This is a genomic window from Rhizobium sp. PAMB 3182 (genome assembly GCF_052908355.1).
The window spans coordinates 3,364,275-3,380,365 of record NZ_CM128607.1 but is presented as its reverse complement, the minus strand read 5'-3'; the positions used below and the strand labels follow the sequence as shown (position 1 = coordinate 3,380,365).

At 62.5% G+C, this 16,091-nt stretch carries 13 protein-coding genes; 2 read left to right on the top strand and 11 right to left on the bottom strand.

From position 1 onward, the window contains the following. Window positions 1-62 precede the first annotated feature (62 nt). The 9 genes from ACU5AZ_RS16200 to chvE all read right to left on the bottom strand — a co-directional run bounded on the left by ACU5AZ_RS16200 (window position 63) and on the right by chvE (window position 12,356). Window positions 63-1,652: a response regulator gene (locus ACU5AZ_RS16200; RefSeq protein WP_446823370.1), complete on the bottom strand. Its 1,590-nt coding sequence runs from the start codon at window positions 1,650-1,652 to the stop codon at window positions 63-65. Continuing rightward, window positions 1,653-2,084 carry a response regulator gene (locus tag ACU5AZ_RS16195; RefSeq protein ID WP_446823369.1) on the bottom strand — a complete coding sequence of 144 codons (432 nt, stop codon included), beginning with the start codon at window positions 2,082-2,084 and terminating at the stop codon, window positions 1,653-1,655. Next, window positions 2,065-4,533, bottom strand: coding sequence for a PAS domain S-box protein (locus tag ACU5AZ_RS16190; RefSeq protein WP_446823368.1), 2,469 nt, complete (start codon window positions 4,531-4,533; stop codon window positions 2,065-2,067). The genes ACU5AZ_RS16195 and ACU5AZ_RS16190 overlap by 20 nt, the downstream gene beginning before the upstream one ends. Before the next feature lie 191 nt (window positions 4,534-4,724). Continuing rightward, on the bottom strand, window positions 4,725-5,651 hold the full coding sequence (locus tag ACU5AZ_RS16185) for a Gfo/Idh/MocA family protein (protein ID WP_446823367.1): 927 nt from the start codon (window positions 5,649-5,651) through the stop codon (window positions 4,725-4,727). A gap of 16 nt (window positions 5,652-5,667) precedes the next feature. Continuing rightward, a complete protein-coding gene (gene araD, locus ACU5AZ_RS16180) occupies window positions 5,668-7,413 on the bottom strand; it encodes an L-arabinonate dehydratase (protein ID WP_446823366.1) in 1,746 nt (581 codons plus the stop codon). An 11-nt stretch (window positions 7,414-7,424) separates the two neighbouring features. Further along, a complete protein-coding gene (gene araD1, locus ACU5AZ_RS16175; protein WP_446823365.1) occupies window positions 7,425-8,390 on the bottom strand; it encodes an AraD1 family protein in 966 nt (321 codons plus the stop codon). 16 nt (window positions 8,391-8,406) lie between these two features. Continuing rightward, window positions 8,407-9,612 (bottom strand): multiple monosaccharide ABC transporter permease, encoded by a 1,206-nt coding sequence (gene mmsB / locus ACU5AZ_RS16170; protein WP_446823364.1) that lies wholly within the window; start codon window positions 9,610-9,612, stop codon window positions 8,407-8,409. Window position 9,613: 1 nt separating this feature from the next. After that, window positions 9,614-11,203 carry a multiple monosaccharide ABC transporter ATP-binding protein gene (gene mmsA, locus ACU5AZ_RS16165; protein WP_446823363.1) on the bottom strand — a complete coding sequence of 530 codons (1,590 nt, stop codon included), beginning with the start codon at window positions 11,201-11,203 and terminating at the stop codon, window positions 9,614-9,616. A gap of 82 nt (window positions 11,204-11,285) precedes the next feature. Beyond that, window positions 11,286-12,356 carry a multiple monosaccharide ABC transporter substrate-binding protein gene (chvE, locus tag ACU5AZ_RS16160; protein WP_446823362.1) on the bottom strand — a complete coding sequence of 357 codons (1,071 nt, stop codon included), beginning with the start codon at window positions 12,354-12,356 and terminating at the stop codon, window positions 11,286-11,288. A 176-nt stretch (window positions 12,357-12,532) separates the two neighbouring features. Between chvE and ACU5AZ_RS16155 the strand changes: the two genes are divergently transcribed. Continuing rightward, the gene (locus tag ACU5AZ_RS16155) at window positions 12,533-13,504 is read left to right on the top strand and encodes a LysR family transcriptional regulator (RefSeq protein ID WP_446823361.1); all 972 of its coding nucleotides are present in this window, start codon (window positions 12,533-12,535) and stop codon (window positions 13,502-13,504) included. Between the two features lie 4 nt (window positions 13,505-13,508). Here ACU5AZ_RS16155 and ACU5AZ_RS16150 read toward each other — a convergent pair whose 3' ends face one another. Together ACU5AZ_RS16150 and ACU5AZ_RS16145 are read right to left on the bottom strand one after the other, a co-directional pair. Continuing rightward, the gene (locus tag ACU5AZ_RS16150) at window positions 13,509-14,003 is read right to left on the bottom strand and encodes a hypothetical protein (protein ID WP_446823360.1); all 495 of its coding nucleotides are present in this window, start codon (window positions 14,001-14,003) and stop codon (window positions 13,509-13,511) included. Window positions 14,004-14,239: 236 nt separating this feature from the next. Next, on the bottom strand, window positions 14,240-14,878 hold the full coding sequence (locus ACU5AZ_RS16145; RefSeq protein ID WP_446823359.1) for a TerC family protein: 639 nt from the start codon (window positions 14,876-14,878) through the stop codon (window positions 14,240-14,242). Window positions 14,879-15,104: 226 nt separating this feature from the next. Here ACU5AZ_RS16145 and ACU5AZ_RS16140 point away from each other — a divergent pair, with 226 nt between their 5' ends. Then, window positions 15,105-16,058: a sugar-binding transcriptional regulator gene (locus ACU5AZ_RS16140; protein WP_446823358.1), complete on the top strand. Its 954-nt coding sequence runs from the start codon at window positions 15,105-15,107 to the stop codon at window positions 16,056-16,058. Window positions 16,059-16,091: the final 33 nt, after the last annotated feature.

The window sequence follows — 16,091 nt, the reverse complement described above, 5'->3', positions numbered from 1 at the left end:
CGGGTCCATGCGTTTTGTTGTTATTGCCGGCCGACAGAATGAACCGGCCGGTCGGATCGCGCTCACGCGCAAAGATGGATGCCGTTGTCTCGCGTCACCAGTTTGAGGGTGGAAATGTTGCGAACCGCCTGCTGCAGCTGCGATATCGTCGCCGGCTTGATCATGTAGCCCTGCGCGCCACGCTCCTTGGCCCGCATCATATCGCGCTCGTCGCTCGATGTGCTGAGCATGCAAACCGGAATGGGCCTCAGTCTTTCATTGCTGCCCAGCACTTCCAGCACCTGGAACCCGTCCATGATCGGCATGTTGATGTCGAGCAAGACCAGATCCATGGGCGGCACCTCGTGCTCGGTCAGCAGCTTTTCAAGAAGCGTGATCGCCTCCCGACCGTTGGACGCGACATGCAGGTTGAAATGCACCTGCTCGCGCTTCATCAGCTTGATCTTGGTCAGCGTCACGTCGACCGGGTTGTCCTCGACCAGAAGGACGTTGGCGAGACGCAGGACATCCGGATCCGAGCCGGCGGCTGGAAGAGACGCCAGCGGCCTTCGCATCAAGGGGGCTCCGGCGAGCACCGCCGGGTCTGGATTCGGCAGGGCGATGGTAAAGGTGGTTCCCTGCCCCGGAGCAGAGGTGCAACTGATGGTACCGTCGTGGATTTCGGCAATCCGCTTGCAGAAGGCGAGGCCCAGGCCGCTGCCTTCGACATCGCGCCCGACCAGACGCTTGAACGGCTCGAAAATCCGTGCGTGAAACTCAGGGGCAATGCCCGGTCCGTTGTCGCTGACGTGAATGAGATTGTGCGTCTCCGTCGCCTCCGTCCAGATGCGGATATGCGGCTCGGGCTTGTCGCTGTAGCGGATCGCATTCTGAATGAGGTTCTGCAGCAGTTGCACCAGCAATGTCTGGTCGCCGTAGACGCGGGACAGCTCGCCGGTTTCGACAACCGCATTGGAGAACTGGATCTGCTGGCTGAGGCTCGCCTCGGCGCGCACGATCACTTCCTGCACCGAGACCATCTTCATGTCCCGGTGCTCATAGGCGTCGAGCTGGGTGTAGCGCGACACGCTCTGGATCAGGTTTTCCATGTTCTCGCCGGCCTTGATGATGAAATTCATCATGTCGCGCTCCTGCTCCGGCAGGTCGGGGGATTCGGCGACGATGCCCGCAAACGAGCGGATGACGCGTACCGGCTCCTTCAGGTCGTGCGCCATGGCGCGGGTAAAGATTTCCAGCGACTGGCGCTTCTGTTCGACAAGGCTTTCGAGCCGCGCCCGGTCGAGCGCGCTTGAAATGCAGCGCTGCAGCGAATCCGCCGTCACGGAATCCTTTATGAGGTAATCCTTCGCGCCCGCCTTCATGACTTCGACGGCCACGGCCTCGTTGCCCTGCCCCGTCAGCATGATCACCGCCGCATGCGGGTCGGCCTTCAGGATATCCTGCAGCACCGCGAGGCCATTGCGGCCCGGCAGCGAATAGTCGAGCAGGATGCAGGACGGCTTCTTCTCGGCCCGCAGGCGCATGGCCTCCTCGCCATTGCCCGCTTCCAGCACCACCGCACCGGGGCCGATGCCCCTGCGGATGAAGCGCTTGTACATGTCCCGGTCGTCGTAGCTGTCATCGACGATGAGGATCGTGCTTTTCTCGGGCACCTAGTCCTCCCTCGGCAGGATCGCGATCTCGAACCAGTACTCCTTCAGCCGCTGGACGGCGGCAAATAGTCCGTCGAGGTTTACAGGCTTCTGGATGTATGTGTTGGCGCCGAGCTGATAGCAGGCATCCACATCCCGCTCGTCGTCGGACGTGGTCAGGATCACCACCGGCGTCTTGCGGGTGTCCTCGCGCTGCTTCAAGTGCGTGAGCAACTGCCGGCCATCCATGCCCGGCATGTTGAGATCGAGCAGGATGAGCCCCGGCTTCTGCTTCGCCTTGTCCAGAAGATCGATCGCCTCGTCGCCGGACGCCGCCCGCATGATGGGATTGCGGAGGTTGGCCCTGCGGAAGGCGCGCATGGTCGCCTCGAAGTCGTCTTCGCTGTCCTCGACCATCAGGATCGGCTGAACGTCATGCTGCAGCTTGTTCATGCGCATCACTCCCTAGTGTAAAATAGAATGTCGTACCGACCCCGACCTCCGAGGTCAGCCAGATGTCGCCATGGTGACGACCGACGATCTTCTTCACGAAGGTCAGACCGGAGCCCGTGCCCTCGTCGCCATCGTCACGCTTTTCGAGCCGCTTGAATATACGGAAGACGTCGGAGAAAAACTCCCGCGCGATACCCTTGCCGTTGTCGCGGACGTAGAAGACCGCCTTCGCGCTTCGGCCCGAAGCATCGTTGTAGCGCGGCAGGAAACCGACTTCCACCCGCTTGTCCTGCTTGTCGTTGTATTTGGCCGCATTGGTGATCAGGTTGCGGAAAGCCTCGGCGACGCGCACGGAATCGCAGGTGTAGACGGGAAGATCGGCGGAAATCTCGACCGTGACGCCGCGCTCCTGCAGGAAATCCTCCAGTGTTGTCACGACATCCTGCACGAGCGCGCCCATGTCGGTGGGCTGCACCGCAAGCTCCTGCCGGCCGATCCGCGAGAAGTAGAGAAGATCGTTGACCAGCCGCTCCATCCGCTGGGACAGGAAAATCAACCGTTTGATGCGCCGCTTGCCGTCCTCGTCGAGAAGTTCCTCGTAATCCTCCTGCAGGAAGCGCGAATGATTGTGCAGGCCCCGCAAGGGTTCCTTCAGGTCATGAGAAGCGATGTAGGCGAAGTCGTCGAGCTCCTGGTTGGAGCGCTCGAGATCGGCGGCATAGACTTCGAGCTGGCCGAGCGTGCTCTTCAGCTGCTGCTCCTGGTGCTTGCGGTCGGAAATGTCGCGCACCATGCCGACGAACGCCCGGTGCCCGTCGCCGACCGGCACTTCGCTGACCGCGAGATCGAGCGGGAAGACGCTGCCATCCTTGCGCTTGCCCTGCACCTCGCGGCCGACCCCGATGATCTTCTTCTCGCCCGTCTGCATGTAGGCGGAAACGTAGCCGTCATGGGCGGAATGATAGGGCTCCGGCATCAGCAGGTTGACGTTCCTGCCGAGCACCTCATCGGCGCGATATCCGAAGATGCGTTCGGCCGCCGGATTGAAATGCCGGACGATGTAGTTTTCGTCGATGGCGATGATGCCGTCGACGGCGGTGCGCAGAACCGCGCTCAGACGCTGCTCGCGTTCATTCAGATTGGCGAGCGCGGTGCGCAGTTCGTTTTCCTGCCGCCTGCGCTCGGTGATGTCGCGCACGATGCCGACGAAGGTCTTCTCAGCGCCCGTTTCCACCGCGCTGACCGACAGGTCGAGCGGGAAGGAACTGCCGTCGCTGCGCAGGCCCGAGACTTCCCGGTTCGTGCCGATGATCCGCCGCTCGCCGGTCCTCCGGTGGCGGCTGAGATAGCCGTCGTGCTCGCTGTGGTAGGGCTCCGGCATCAGCATCTTTATGTTGCGCCCGATCACATGGCTCGCCTTGAAGCCGAACATCGCCTCCGCCGCGGGATTGAAACTGCGGACGGTGCCGCGCTCGTCAATGCTGATGACGCCATCGGGCGTCGAGCGCACCAGCGCGCCGAAGCGCACCTGTTCCTCGATGAGCTTCAGGGAGGTTTGCCGGAACCAGTAGACGAGGAACGCGACAATCCAGATCGTGCCGACCGACAGAGCGCGGTTGGTCATCACCTTCCAGAACGCCACGCCCTCGTCAACTGACGCGAAGTAGCCGATGCCGATCAGCAACGTGCACACGACCGCGAAGAAAAACGGCGCGGCGCGGTCGCTGAACCAGAACGCGCAGGCGACCAGCGGAACGTAGAGAATGCCGGCGGCGACGCCGAGCGGCGTGTAAAGGTCGAAAAGCAGCGCGAAGATGCAGAGGAACCCGGGCACCCACAACGGCACCCGATCAGATTCGAACAGGCCCATTCTCTGGTCGCGCAGCACGATGCTGGCGCCGGCAATGACCATTCCGAGGGAGGTATGGAGCGCCATGCCGGCAAGCGGGGTCCAGCTGTAGGCGGCTTCCAGCGCCGCCACATACCCGGACAAAGAAACGAAGCCCAGCGCCAGCATGGCGAGGCCGGAAAATTCCAGCACGACATGGCGGTAACGGTTGCTGACCGGCATTCCGTCGAAGATCAGCGCGCAGCCCCCTATGAGGAAGGACAGCGAGGTATTCGGCCCCATCCCACCGCCGATCAGATCGATGAACGCACGCGGGACGAACAGGGAGACCAGCAGCTGTCCCCACCCGCTTGGCAGGCCGGTCACCAACTCTGACAAGCGAAGGCCCGATATCACCACCACCAGCACCGCCGGGACAAGCACGACGCTGCGCGACCTGTTGGCCTCGAATGTGGCCATCACCAGCGCAAAACCGAAAAGAATGAAACAGAGCGCCGTGTTGAAGCCCATCGAGGGCAGTCCGGGATAGACCGTCACCAGCCCCGCGTCCTGCATCAGCCAGCCGGCCATGACGACCGCGCCGAGCAGGGTCGTGATCATGGCGAGAACCGCAGAGGGCCGGGCTAGCTGCCTCCGATACATCAACACCCTTTCGTCAGGAGCGGGCATGTCTTCTTTGGAAACGCCCCACCGTCTCAAGTCGAAAAGACGCGAATCCCGCCACACGATTCGCGTCCAGATATCTTTATCCTATTCCGGCACTGCCCGTTGGCAACCGGGCAGTGTCGTCCTCAATCGTGAAACGCCTCGACGAGGTTGCGCTTGCCGAGGAAGAAGCAGTCGCCGACGAGACGCTGCGGACGGACGTCCACATCGCTTTCGCCACGCTCGATCAACTCCGCGAACCGACGATAGATTGCGTCATATTCGGTGTCCGGCGCTTCCGAGACCGGCTTGCCGTCGACCGACATCACGCTGCCGCCCATCGAAAGCTTCAGCGTGCCGCTTCCCGTCTCGACGGTGATGTCCCAGGTCTGCGGCCCGGTCTGCAGCCAGTCCAGTTCCATGTTGATCGGATAACCGGCCTCGCCGCGCATGCTGACGGTGGCGGCGATCGGCGTCTGGCAGTTCTCCGGCACGTCGAGCGACGCGTCGGTGACATAGACCTCGTCCGGCATGATCTCGGTCAGGATCGACAGCGCGTTGATGCCCGGATCGAAGACGCCGAAACCGCCCGGCTCCCAGATCCAGGCCTGGCCCGGATGCCAGCGGCGGACATCTTCCTTCCAGATGATTTCCGCCCGCTTGATGGTCTTGCCCTTAAGCCATGCCTTGGCCGGCGCGACGGCCGCGGCGTAGCGGGAATGCCAGGTGGCAAACAGGACGACGCCCTTGGCGGCAGCCTGTGCCGCCAGCGCCTCGACCTCGCCGAGCGTGGCGCCCGGCGGCTTCTCGATCAGCACGTGCTTGCCGGCCGCGATCGCCGCCGACGCCATGTCGTAGCGGCCGCTCGGCGGCGTGCAGAAGGCGATCGCCGGAATGTCGCCGCTTTCCGGCAGGTAAGCCTCCAGCGAGGCGTAATTCGGCACGCCGTCGACGCTCGCATTGCGGCTGACCGCCGCCGCCATCTTGAAGGATGGCGAGCGGGAGATCGAGGGCAGATGCTGGTCGCGGGCGATCTTGCCGATGCCGACGACCGCAATCGGTGTCTTGCTCATTGTCTTGCGTCTTCCCTTAGTGCGAGTCCTTACCGACCGGCGCGCCGCGGCATCCCTTGAGGAAGTCGAGGTCGGCCCCGGTATCGGCACCCTGCACGTGGTTGTGGTGCAGCCAAGCATAGCCCGAAGCCGGCATGTCGACGGTCGGGCGCCAGTCGGCGAGACGGGCTGCCAGTTCTTCCTCGGAGATATCGAGGTGCAGGCGGCGGCCTTCGACGTCGAGCTCGATCATGTCGCCGTCACGAACGACGGCCAGCGGACCGCCGGCGGCGGCTTCCGGCGAGGTGTGCAGGACGACGGTACCGTAGGCGGTGCCGGACATGCGCGCATCCGAAATGCGGACCATGTCGGTAATGCCCTTCTTCAGAACCTTCGGCGGCAGACCCATGTTGCCGACCTCTGCCATGCCCGGATAACCCTTCGGGCCACAGTTCTTCAGAACCATCACGCAGGTCTCGTCGATGTCGAGCGCTTCGTCGTTGATCTTGCGCTTGTAGTCGTCGATGTCTTCGAAGACCACGGCGCGGCCGCGGTGCTTCAGGAGATGCGGCGAAGCGGCAGACGGCTTCAGCACCGCTCCGTTGGGAGCGAGATTGCCGCGCAGGACGGCGATGCCGCCGTGAGCTGTCAGCGGCTTGTCGGCCGGCAGGATGACGTCTTCATTGTAGTTGACGACGTCCTTGACCTCGTCCCAGATCGCACCGCCGGAAACGGTCAGCGCATCCTTGTGCAGGAGGCCGGCCTCACCAAGGCGCTTGATGACCACCGGCAGGCCGCCCGCATAGAAGAACTCTTCCATCAGGTACTTGCCGGACGGCATCAGGTTGACGATCGTCGAGACGTCCTTGCCGCAACGGTCCCAGTCGTCCAGCGTCAGGTCGATGCCGACACGGCCGGCGATCGCCAGCAGGTGGATCACCGCATTGGTGGAGCCGCCGATCGCACCGTTGGTGCGGATGGCGTTCTCGAAGTTTTCCTTCTTCAGGATGTCGGATGGCTTCAGGTCGTCCTTGACCATCTGCACGATCCGGCGGCCGGTCATGAAGGCCATCACGCGACGGCGGCTGTCGACGGCCGGGATCGCTGCATTGCCGGACAATGCCATGCCGAGCGATTCCATCATCGAGGCCATCGTCGAGGCGGTGCCCATCGTGTTGCACGAGCCCGGCGAACGCGACATCGAGGCTTCGGCCTCGGCGAATTCGGCAGCGGTCATCTCGCCCGCCTTCACGGCTTCGGAGAATTTCCACAGATGCGTGCCGGAGCCGACGCGCTCGCCACGGAAATAGCCGTTCAGCATCGGACCGCCGGACACCATGATCGCCGGCAGGTCGCAGCTCGCAGCCCCCATCAACAGCGACGGGGTGGTCTTGTCGCAGCCGACCAGCAGCACGACGCCGTCCATCGGTTGCCCGCGGATCGCCTCCTCGACCGCGAGCGCGGCAAGGTTGCGGAACATCATCGCGGTCGGTCGGAAGGCGCTCTCGGAGGCCGAGAACACCGGCACTTCGACCGGGAAGCCGCCGGCTTCGTAAACGCCGTGCTTCACCCGCTCGGCGAGATCGCGAAGATGCGCGTTGCAGGGGGTCAGTTCAGACCACGTGTTCAGGATGCCGATGACCGGACGTCCGTCGAACAGATGGTGCGGCAGGCCCTGGTTCTTCATCCAGCCGCGGTGATAGATCTGGTCGCGGCCCGAACCGCCGAACCATTCCTGGGATCGAAGCTTGCGGGGCCATTGGGCAGGTTTGAAAGCAGCCATTGTCGTTCTCCTCAAAGAGCAGTGACGGCTGTCGACAGCTTTTCGCTGCCGGCAAGCGGGTTTTTCAGGGTCAGGCCGAAATCGGGAGCGCCGATTTCGAAGACGTCGCCGGCTTCCGTCCGGATGCCGTCGGCAAAGGACAGCGTCGCCGTGCCGAACATGTGCACATGCAGGTCGCCCGGCTGGCGGAACAGGCCGTATTTGAAGTGATGATGCTCCAGGTTGGCGATCGTGTGGGACATGTTCGCCTCGCCGGACAGGAACGGCTTTTCCCAGATGATCTCGCCGTTGCGGCGGATGCGCGAGAAGCCGCGGATATCGTCCGGAAGCGGACCGACGAGCAGTTCCGGACCGAAGGAGGCCGGACGCAGCTTGGAGTGCGCGAGGAACAGATAGTTGATCCGCTCGGTCACATGATCGGAAAACTCGTTCGAGATCGTGAAGCCAAGGCGGAACGGCGTGCCGTCCTCGCCGATGACGTAGAAGCCTGCGATTTCCGGCTCTTCGCCGCCGTCGAGCGCAAACGACGGCGAGACGAGCGGCTCGCCCGGGCCGACGGCGTTGACGCCGGTGCCCTTGTAGAACCACTCCGGCTGAACGCCTTCCTCACCCGCCTTCGGCTTGCCGCCCTCGATGCCCATGCGGAACATCTTCATCGAGTCGCTCATACCGGCCGTATCGGCATGCATGGCGTCGCGGGCAGACGCGGACCCCGTATGGGTCAGGCCGGTGCCGGTCAGGAACATGTGCGCCGGATCCGGATGACGGACCGGGCAGTCGAGTGCGCCCTGATCGGCCAGCTGCATCAGGTCGACACTGTCGCCGAGCCCATACTGGTCGACCAGACCGGCAAGGGTCTTGCCGGAAGCGATGGCGGCCTGGGCAAGATGATAGACGCTCTTGGCCCCGTTCACGATACGAGAATCCTCGCCCCGGCGGCAGACAACGCCGCCGGATTTCAGTTGCGACAGATGCATGGTTCGGTTCCTAACCCTAGCTAGCTTTGTTCTTGTTGTAGACGTCGAAGACCACGGCGAGCAGCAGCACGGCACCCTTGATGACCTGCTGCCAGTCGATGCCGATGCCCATGATCGACATGCCGTTGTTCATGACGCCCATGATGAAGGCACCGATGACGGCACCCACGACCTTGCCGACGCCGCCGGTCGTCGCCGCGCCGCCGATGAAGCAGGCCGCGATCACGTCCAGTTCGAAGCCGAGACCGGCCTTCGGCGTCGCCACGTTCAGGCGTGCCGCGAAGATCAGGCCGGCGAGTGCGGCGAGCGCACCCATGATCGTGAACGTCAGAAGCGTCAGGCGTTCGGTGTTGATGCCCGAAAGCTTCGCCGCCTTTTCGTTGCCGCCCATCGCGTAGATGCGGCGGCCGAAGGTGGTGCGCGTGGTGATGAAGGTGAAGAGAGCGATCAGCGCGAACATCACGATCAGCACGTTCGGGAGACCCTTGTAGCGCGCCATCAGGAAGGTGAAGCCCAGGAAGCCGACAGCGATCAGGATGTTACGGGCGATGAAGATGCCACGTGGCTCCTCAGCAACGCCGTGAGCCATCTGCGCGCTGCGCTCCTTCATGTTCGACCAGATAATAACTGCCGTCACGATCGCGCCGAGCAGCAGAGCCAGCGTGTTGAAGGGCTGGCCGAACAGGGTGAGCGAGAAGATGTCCGGCACATAGCCCGAAGACAGCAGCTGGAATTCCTTCGGGAACGGACCGACGGACGCGCCGCCGAGCACGGCCAGCGCCAGGCCCTTGTAGATCAGCATGCCCGCCAGCGTCACGATGAAGGCCGGGATGCGGAAATAGGCGGTCAGGTATCCCTGGCTGGCGCCGATCATGCCGCCGACGGCGATACAGATGGCACCGGCGACGAACACGTCGACCTTCCATTGCACGATCAGAACGGCGGCAAGCGCGCCGATGAAGCCCGACACGGAGCCGACCGAAAGGTCGATATGTCCGGCGACGATGACCAGCAGCATGCCAAGCGCCATGATGACGATATAGCTGTTCTGCAGGATGATGTTCGTCATGTTCACCGGCATGAACAGCGTGCCGTTGGTGTTGAACTGGAAGAACACCATGATGACCAGAAGCGAAATCAGCAGCGCGTAGTCGCGGATATTCGCCTTGATGTAGTGGGCAAGGTCCACCTTTTCCCGGGTTGTCTCGGCAGCCTCGGTCATTTCAATTCTCCCATGATTTCATAATCGCGCGCATGATCGCCTCCTGCGAGGCTTCTGCAGCGGGCATTTCGCCGACGAAGCGGCCTTCGTTCATCACATAGATCCGGTCCGACATGCCGAGCAGTTCCGGCATTTCGGACGAGATGACGATCACCGCCTTGCCGGCTTCGGCCAGCTTGTTGATGATGCCATAGATTTCGTATTTCGCACCGACGTCGATACCGCGGGTCGGCTCGTCCAGGATCAGCACGTCCGGGCCCGAGAAAAGCCACTTGGACAGCACCACCTTCTGCTGGTTGCCGCCCGACAGGTTGACTGTCTTCTGGTAGACGCCCGAGGAGCGGATCGCCAGGTCGCGGCGATAGCTGTTGGCGACCTGAAGCTCGCGCATGTCGTCGATGACGCCGCGGTTGGCGACGTCCTTCAGATTGGCCAGCGTGACGTTGTGCTTGATGTGGTCGATGAGCACCAGCCCGTAGGTCTTGCGGTCCTCGGTCACATAGGCGAGCCCGGCCTTCATGGCGCGCGGGATGCTGGACACATCGGCGGGCTTGCCGTGGATCGACACCTCGCCCGAGATCTTCTGCCCCCAGGAGCGGCCGAACAGCGACATGGCGAATTCGGTCCGCCCTGCCCCCATGAGGCCCGCGATACCGACCACTTCGCCGGCGCGCACGTTGAGATCGACGCCCTTGATGACCTTCCGCTCCGCGTGCTGCGGATGGAAGACCGTCCAGTTCTTCACCTCGAGCAGCGGCTCGCCGATCGTGGCATGACGCTGCGGATAGCGGTCGGTCAGTTCGCGGCCGACCATCGCCTTGATGATGCGGTCCTCGTCGACCGTGCCGTCCGAACAGTCCATCATGTCGACGGTAGATCCGTCGCGGATGACCGTGATGCGATCGGCGACCTTGGTCACCTCGTTGAGCTTGTGGGTGATCAGGATCGAGGAAATGCCCTGCGACTTGAACTCGGTCAGGAGCGCCAGCAGCGCGTCGGAATCGCGCTCGTTGAGGCTCGACGTCGGTTCGTCGAGGATCAGAAGCTTGACCTTCTTGTTGAGCGCCTTGGCGATCTCGACAAGCTGCTGCTTGCCGGTGCCGATATTGGTGATCAGCGTATCGGGGTTCTCGTTAAGACCGACCTTCTTGAGAAGCTCCTTGGTCCGCTTGAAGGCTTCGAGCCAGTTGATGACGCCGAACCTGGCGGTCTCGTGGCCGAGGAACAGGTTTTCGGCGATCGACAGGAGCGGCACGAGGGCCAGTTCCTGGTGAATGATGATGATACCGAGGTCTTCGCTGTCGGGAATGCCGGAGAACGCCACCGGCTTGCCTTCGAAGCGGATTTCGCCAGTGTACTCGCCGTGCGGATAGACGCCGCTGAGCACCTTCATCAGCGTCGATTTACCCGCGCCGTTTTCACCGACGACGGCATGAATTTCGGCAGGCATCACCGTCAGGTTGACGTCCGTCAGCGCTTTCACGCCGGGAAACGTCTTGGTGATGTTGCGCATTTCTAGGATGGGCTGCATGTATCTAACCCCGGAGCCTTTTGTCCGGCCGGTCCTTCGCGAACCGGGCCGGCCATGCATGCGTCAAGCGCAGGCAGGCCATTTCAAACGACGTCATGGAAAGAGGGCCCGGCAACACCGGACCCTCCATGCGAAAATCGACTTAGTTGTCGATCTGGTCCTGCGTGTAGTAGCCGGAACCGACCAGGATCTTGCTGATGTCGTCCTTGTAGACGACATAAGGTGTCAGCAGGTTCGACGGAACGACCTTTGCACCGTTGTCGTAGGTCTTCGTGTCGTTCACTTCCGGCTCCTTGCCCTGCATGACGGCGTCAACCATCTTTGCAGTCGTCGAAGCCAGCTCGCGGGTGTCCTTGAAGACGGTCGAGTACTGCTCGCCGGCGATCATGCCCTTGACGGAAGCAAGCTCGGCGTCCTGACCGGAAACGATCGGGAAGTCCTTGCCGGCCGGATCATAGCCAATGCCCTTGAGCGAGGAGATGATGCCGCGCGACAGACCGTCGTAAGGCGACAGGACGGCGTGAACCTTCTTGTCGGTGTAGTTGGCCGACAGCAGGTTGTCCATGCGAGCCTGTGCGACCGCACCGTCCCAACGCAGCGTACCGACGACGTCCATGCCCATCTGGCCCGACGGAACGACGATGTCGCCCGAGTCGATCATCGGCTGCAGAACGCTCATCGCGCCGTCATAGAAGAAGAAGGCGTTGTTGTCGTCCGGCGAACCGCCGAACAGTTCCACGTTCCACGGCTTGGTGTCCGGGAAGCGTTCCTTCAGGCCCTTGACGAGCGATTCGGCCTGCAGAACGCCGACCTTGAAGTTGTCGAAGGTCGCATAATAGTCGACGTTCGGCGAGTTGCGGATCAGACGGTCGTAAGCGAAGACCTTGACGCCCTGCTCATGTGCCTGAGCGAGAATGTCAGACAGCGTCGTGCCGTCGATGGCGCCGATGACGAGCACCTTGGCGCCCTTGGTGACCATGTTCTCGATCTGGGCGAGCTGGTTCGGGATATCGTCTTCGCCGAACTGCAGGTCGGTGTCATAGCCGAGCTCCTGGAAGCTCTTGACCATGCTTTCGCCGTCCGAAATCCAGCGGGTCGAAGACTTGGTCGGCATTGCGATGCCGACGAGGCCCTTCTCGCCCGCAAACGACGGAACGGCAAACATCGACACGCCGAGCGCAATCGACGCAACGAGAGTTGCGATTTTTTTCATTTGATGTCCTCCCAGACAACAACCGCAGACCATTCGACCCATGAATGGGCCAAGCATGTCCGCGGAGCTCTATATCAGGATCCCAGCGATCCGGCCGCGACCCTATTGCCTCTCGTCATACCGAGCAAATAATTATTTCCGCTTACAACATGCCAGAATTGGTATATTGAAGCTTCATGTTCACCAAAGCCACCCTTCGCCTGAAACTCGTCCACCTGCAGCTGGTGGCGGCCGTCGCCCAGTCCGGCCAGATCAGCCACGCGGCCAGATTGCTGGCCATGACACAGCCTGCCGCCTCGCGCATGCTGTCGGAAATCGAGAAGATCGTCGGCATGACGCTGTTCGAGCGCCATCCGAAAGGCATGACCCCGACCGACGCCGGCAGACTGCTGGCGCGCCGCGCCCACAACGTGCTGACGGAACTCGGCGAAACCTCGGCCGAGGTGGAGGATTTCCGCCGCGGCGTGGGCGGCACGGTCAGGGTCGGCGCGGTCACGGGCGGCGCCGTCGGCTATGTCGTGCCGGCCATCAAGAAGCTGCGGCAATTGTCGCCAAAGGCCGAAATCCATGTCGAGGTGGCGTCGAGCGACCAGTTGATCCGCGACCTGACGTCAGGGACCTTCGACCTGATTCTCGGCCGTGTGCCGCCAACCTCGGACATCCGCGACTTCAACATCGTGCCTGCCCGCGCCGAGCGCATCGAATTCGTCGTCCGACGCGGGCATCCGCTCGAATTCGAGGAGCACCTGACCTACGATCGGCTGGGGAGCTTTGAGTGGGTGATGCAGAGCGCCGGAACGCCGATCCGCAAGGCGGTGGAAGAAGCCTTCATCTCAGCTGGTGCGCAGCCGCCGACGAATGTCACCAACACGATGTCACTGCTGGTCATGATCGCGGTGATGCAGGCATCAAACGCCATTGCGCCGATGGCGAGCGAAGTGAGTGAGCTGATCTGCAACGACCACGCGACATCAGGCTTGACGACGCTGAAGCTCCCTCACATCCACGTCTCGCCCTATCACCTTATCTCTTTGAAGACACGGCGCCTGTCGCCGCTGGCGAGCCGGCTCCGCTCCCTCCTCCAGGAGCAGTTGAAGGCCGCCTCGTCCATGGCTGTCTCGGACCCGAACATGCCGGGCCTCATCTGACAGACTAGCGCTTGAAGGACTTCAACGCGCGACAGAGGCCGACAAGGTCCGTGTCGTAGGCTGCGGGCTGTGCAAGGATGCCGACGCACCGCTTGCGATAGACGGCGGCCTGGCCGGAAGACATGTCCGAAATCAGCACACGGTAGCCCTGGTTGCCCGAGGAGGAACCGGCGCCGGAGCCAGAATTTCCGCCCGATCCGCCACCGATACCGACATCGGCATCAAGGCCAAGACCGCCGCTCTGGACAGCGGCCTTTGCGTTGATCCCGTTGCCGCCGCCAACGGAGGCATCGACATTGGCGCTGGTGCCGCCGACATTCGCATCGGCATTCGCACTGACGCCGGAACCGCCGCCGATAGACGCACCGACATTGGCTGACGTCGAACGACCCAGCGAAACGCTGACGCCGAGATCGGCGGCAGAAGCGGTGGATGATGCCAATGCGGCAAACGCCGCGACCGGAATGGCAAGTCGTGTTGCTCTGAGGATGTTACGCATGACTGCACCTCCTTTTGATTGCGATATCAAAACGTAAGCATCTTCAAGTATATTCTACTTTAGACATTTCGAATTCATAAAATGACAATTGCCAATTATCCCGACGAACAGAACGCAAAGAAATTCCGTAAAATTGTATGGAATTCGGGCTCCGGCCTGAACTGATCGGCCGGGCGATCGTACTGATCTGGAACGCCGCTGGCCCGCCCAAAGGCCCGTCACACGGCGCACTGTCGTCACATGGGCATGGCCTGCGCCACGTCGATGACGCCGCGATAGATCATCTCGACAGCAACAAACAGGATGATGGCGAGGCCGATATAGGCAATCCAGCGGTGACGGTTGAGCACGGCCGCGATCAGCGAAGCCGCGATCCCCATGAGGACGACGGAGAGCGCGAGGCCGAAGACGAGGACGGTCGGATGCTCGTGCGCCGCGCCGGCGACGGCCAGCACGTTGTCGAGCGACATCGAGACGTCGGCGACGACGATCTGCCATGTCGCCTGGGCGAAGGTCTTGCGGCGCGGCGAAATTTCGCCGGACGGCAGGCCGTCACCATGCTCCTCTTCGCCTGCGCCCAGACGCAGCTCGCGCCACATCTTCCAGCATACCCACAAAAGCAGGATGCCGCCGGCGAGCAACAGGCCGATGATGGCGAGCAGCCAGGTGGCCGCCACCGCGAAGATGATACGAAGCGCCGTGGCGATCAGGATACCGATCGCGATCGCCTTGCGGCGGTCCCTCTTCTCGAGACCCGCCGCCGCCATGCCGACGACAACGGCATTGTCGCCCGCCAGCACGAGGTCGATCATCACCACCTGCAGAAAGGTTCCGAAGGCAGCGGCATCGAAGAGATGTGTAAATGAGAGATCCATGAGAAGACCGGTTGGCTGGCCGCGCGGGATTGAAATGGTGGCCGAGTGCAAATCGCTAATTGGCCACCGTGGCAAGATCAAGGAAAATGTAGACGCCCCTGAAACTTATTGCGTTTTCGTCGCCCTTCGCCGCCGGACGTGCCATGCGGGGGAAAACCGGGCTGGACGTTTGCCGCCATTTGCAAGACATTGCCGCGAAGCAGCAGATATCCATCGAGGAGACATCATGGCCAGAAGGACGGGCGCATCGGGGCGACTGGACGATGCCGCAAGGGCGGGCTGGCTCTATTACGTCGCGGGCCGCACCCAGGACGAGATTGCCTCCATCATGGGCATTTCCCGGCAATCCGCCCAGCGTCTCGTTTCCCTCGCCGTCTCCGAGCGGCTCGTCAAGATGCGGCTCGACCATCCGATCGCCGATTGTTTGGAACGCGCGGCTGCGCTGAAGAAGAAGTTCGACCTGAACCATTGCGAGATCGTGCCAAGCGACCCGGGCTCCGCCTCCACCATCACCGGTATCGCCGAGGCGGCGGCCGCAGAAATCGAACGCTGGCTGCGGCGCGAGACCCCGGTGATCATGGCCGTCGGCACCGGCCGCACCCTGAAGGCGGCCGTCGACCAGCTGCCGCCGATGGAATGCCCCGACCACCGCATCGTCTCCATCACCGGCAATGTCGGTCCGGACGGTTCGGCGGCCTATTACAATGTCATCTTCTCGATGGCCGACGCGATCAAGGGTCGGCATTTCCCCATGCCCCTGCCCGTTCACGTCAACTCCCGCGAAGAGCGCGATCTGCTGCACGATCAGGCGCTGATCCAGACCACCATGGCGCTCGGCGCCAAGGCCGACGTCTGTTTCCTCGGGATTGGCGAGATGGGCCCCGAGGCTCCGCTCTGCGTCGACGGGTTCCTCAAGCGCGAGGAGATCCGGGAACTCGAGGAGGCCGGTGCCGCCGGCGAAATCTGCGGCTGGATCTTCGATCAGGACGGTCGGCTTCTCGACCACCCGATCAACGATCGCGTTGCCAGTCTTCCGATCCCGTCGAGAGAGACCGCGACTGTCATCGGCGTCGCCAAGGGCAAGCGCAAGAACGCCGCGATTCGCGCCGCCCTGCTCGGCCGCCAGATCAACGGCGTCATCACCGACGAAGAGACGGCTGATTTTTTGCTCAAAGAGTGAGCAAAAAATTTTCAGTGTGATTTCATCAGGATA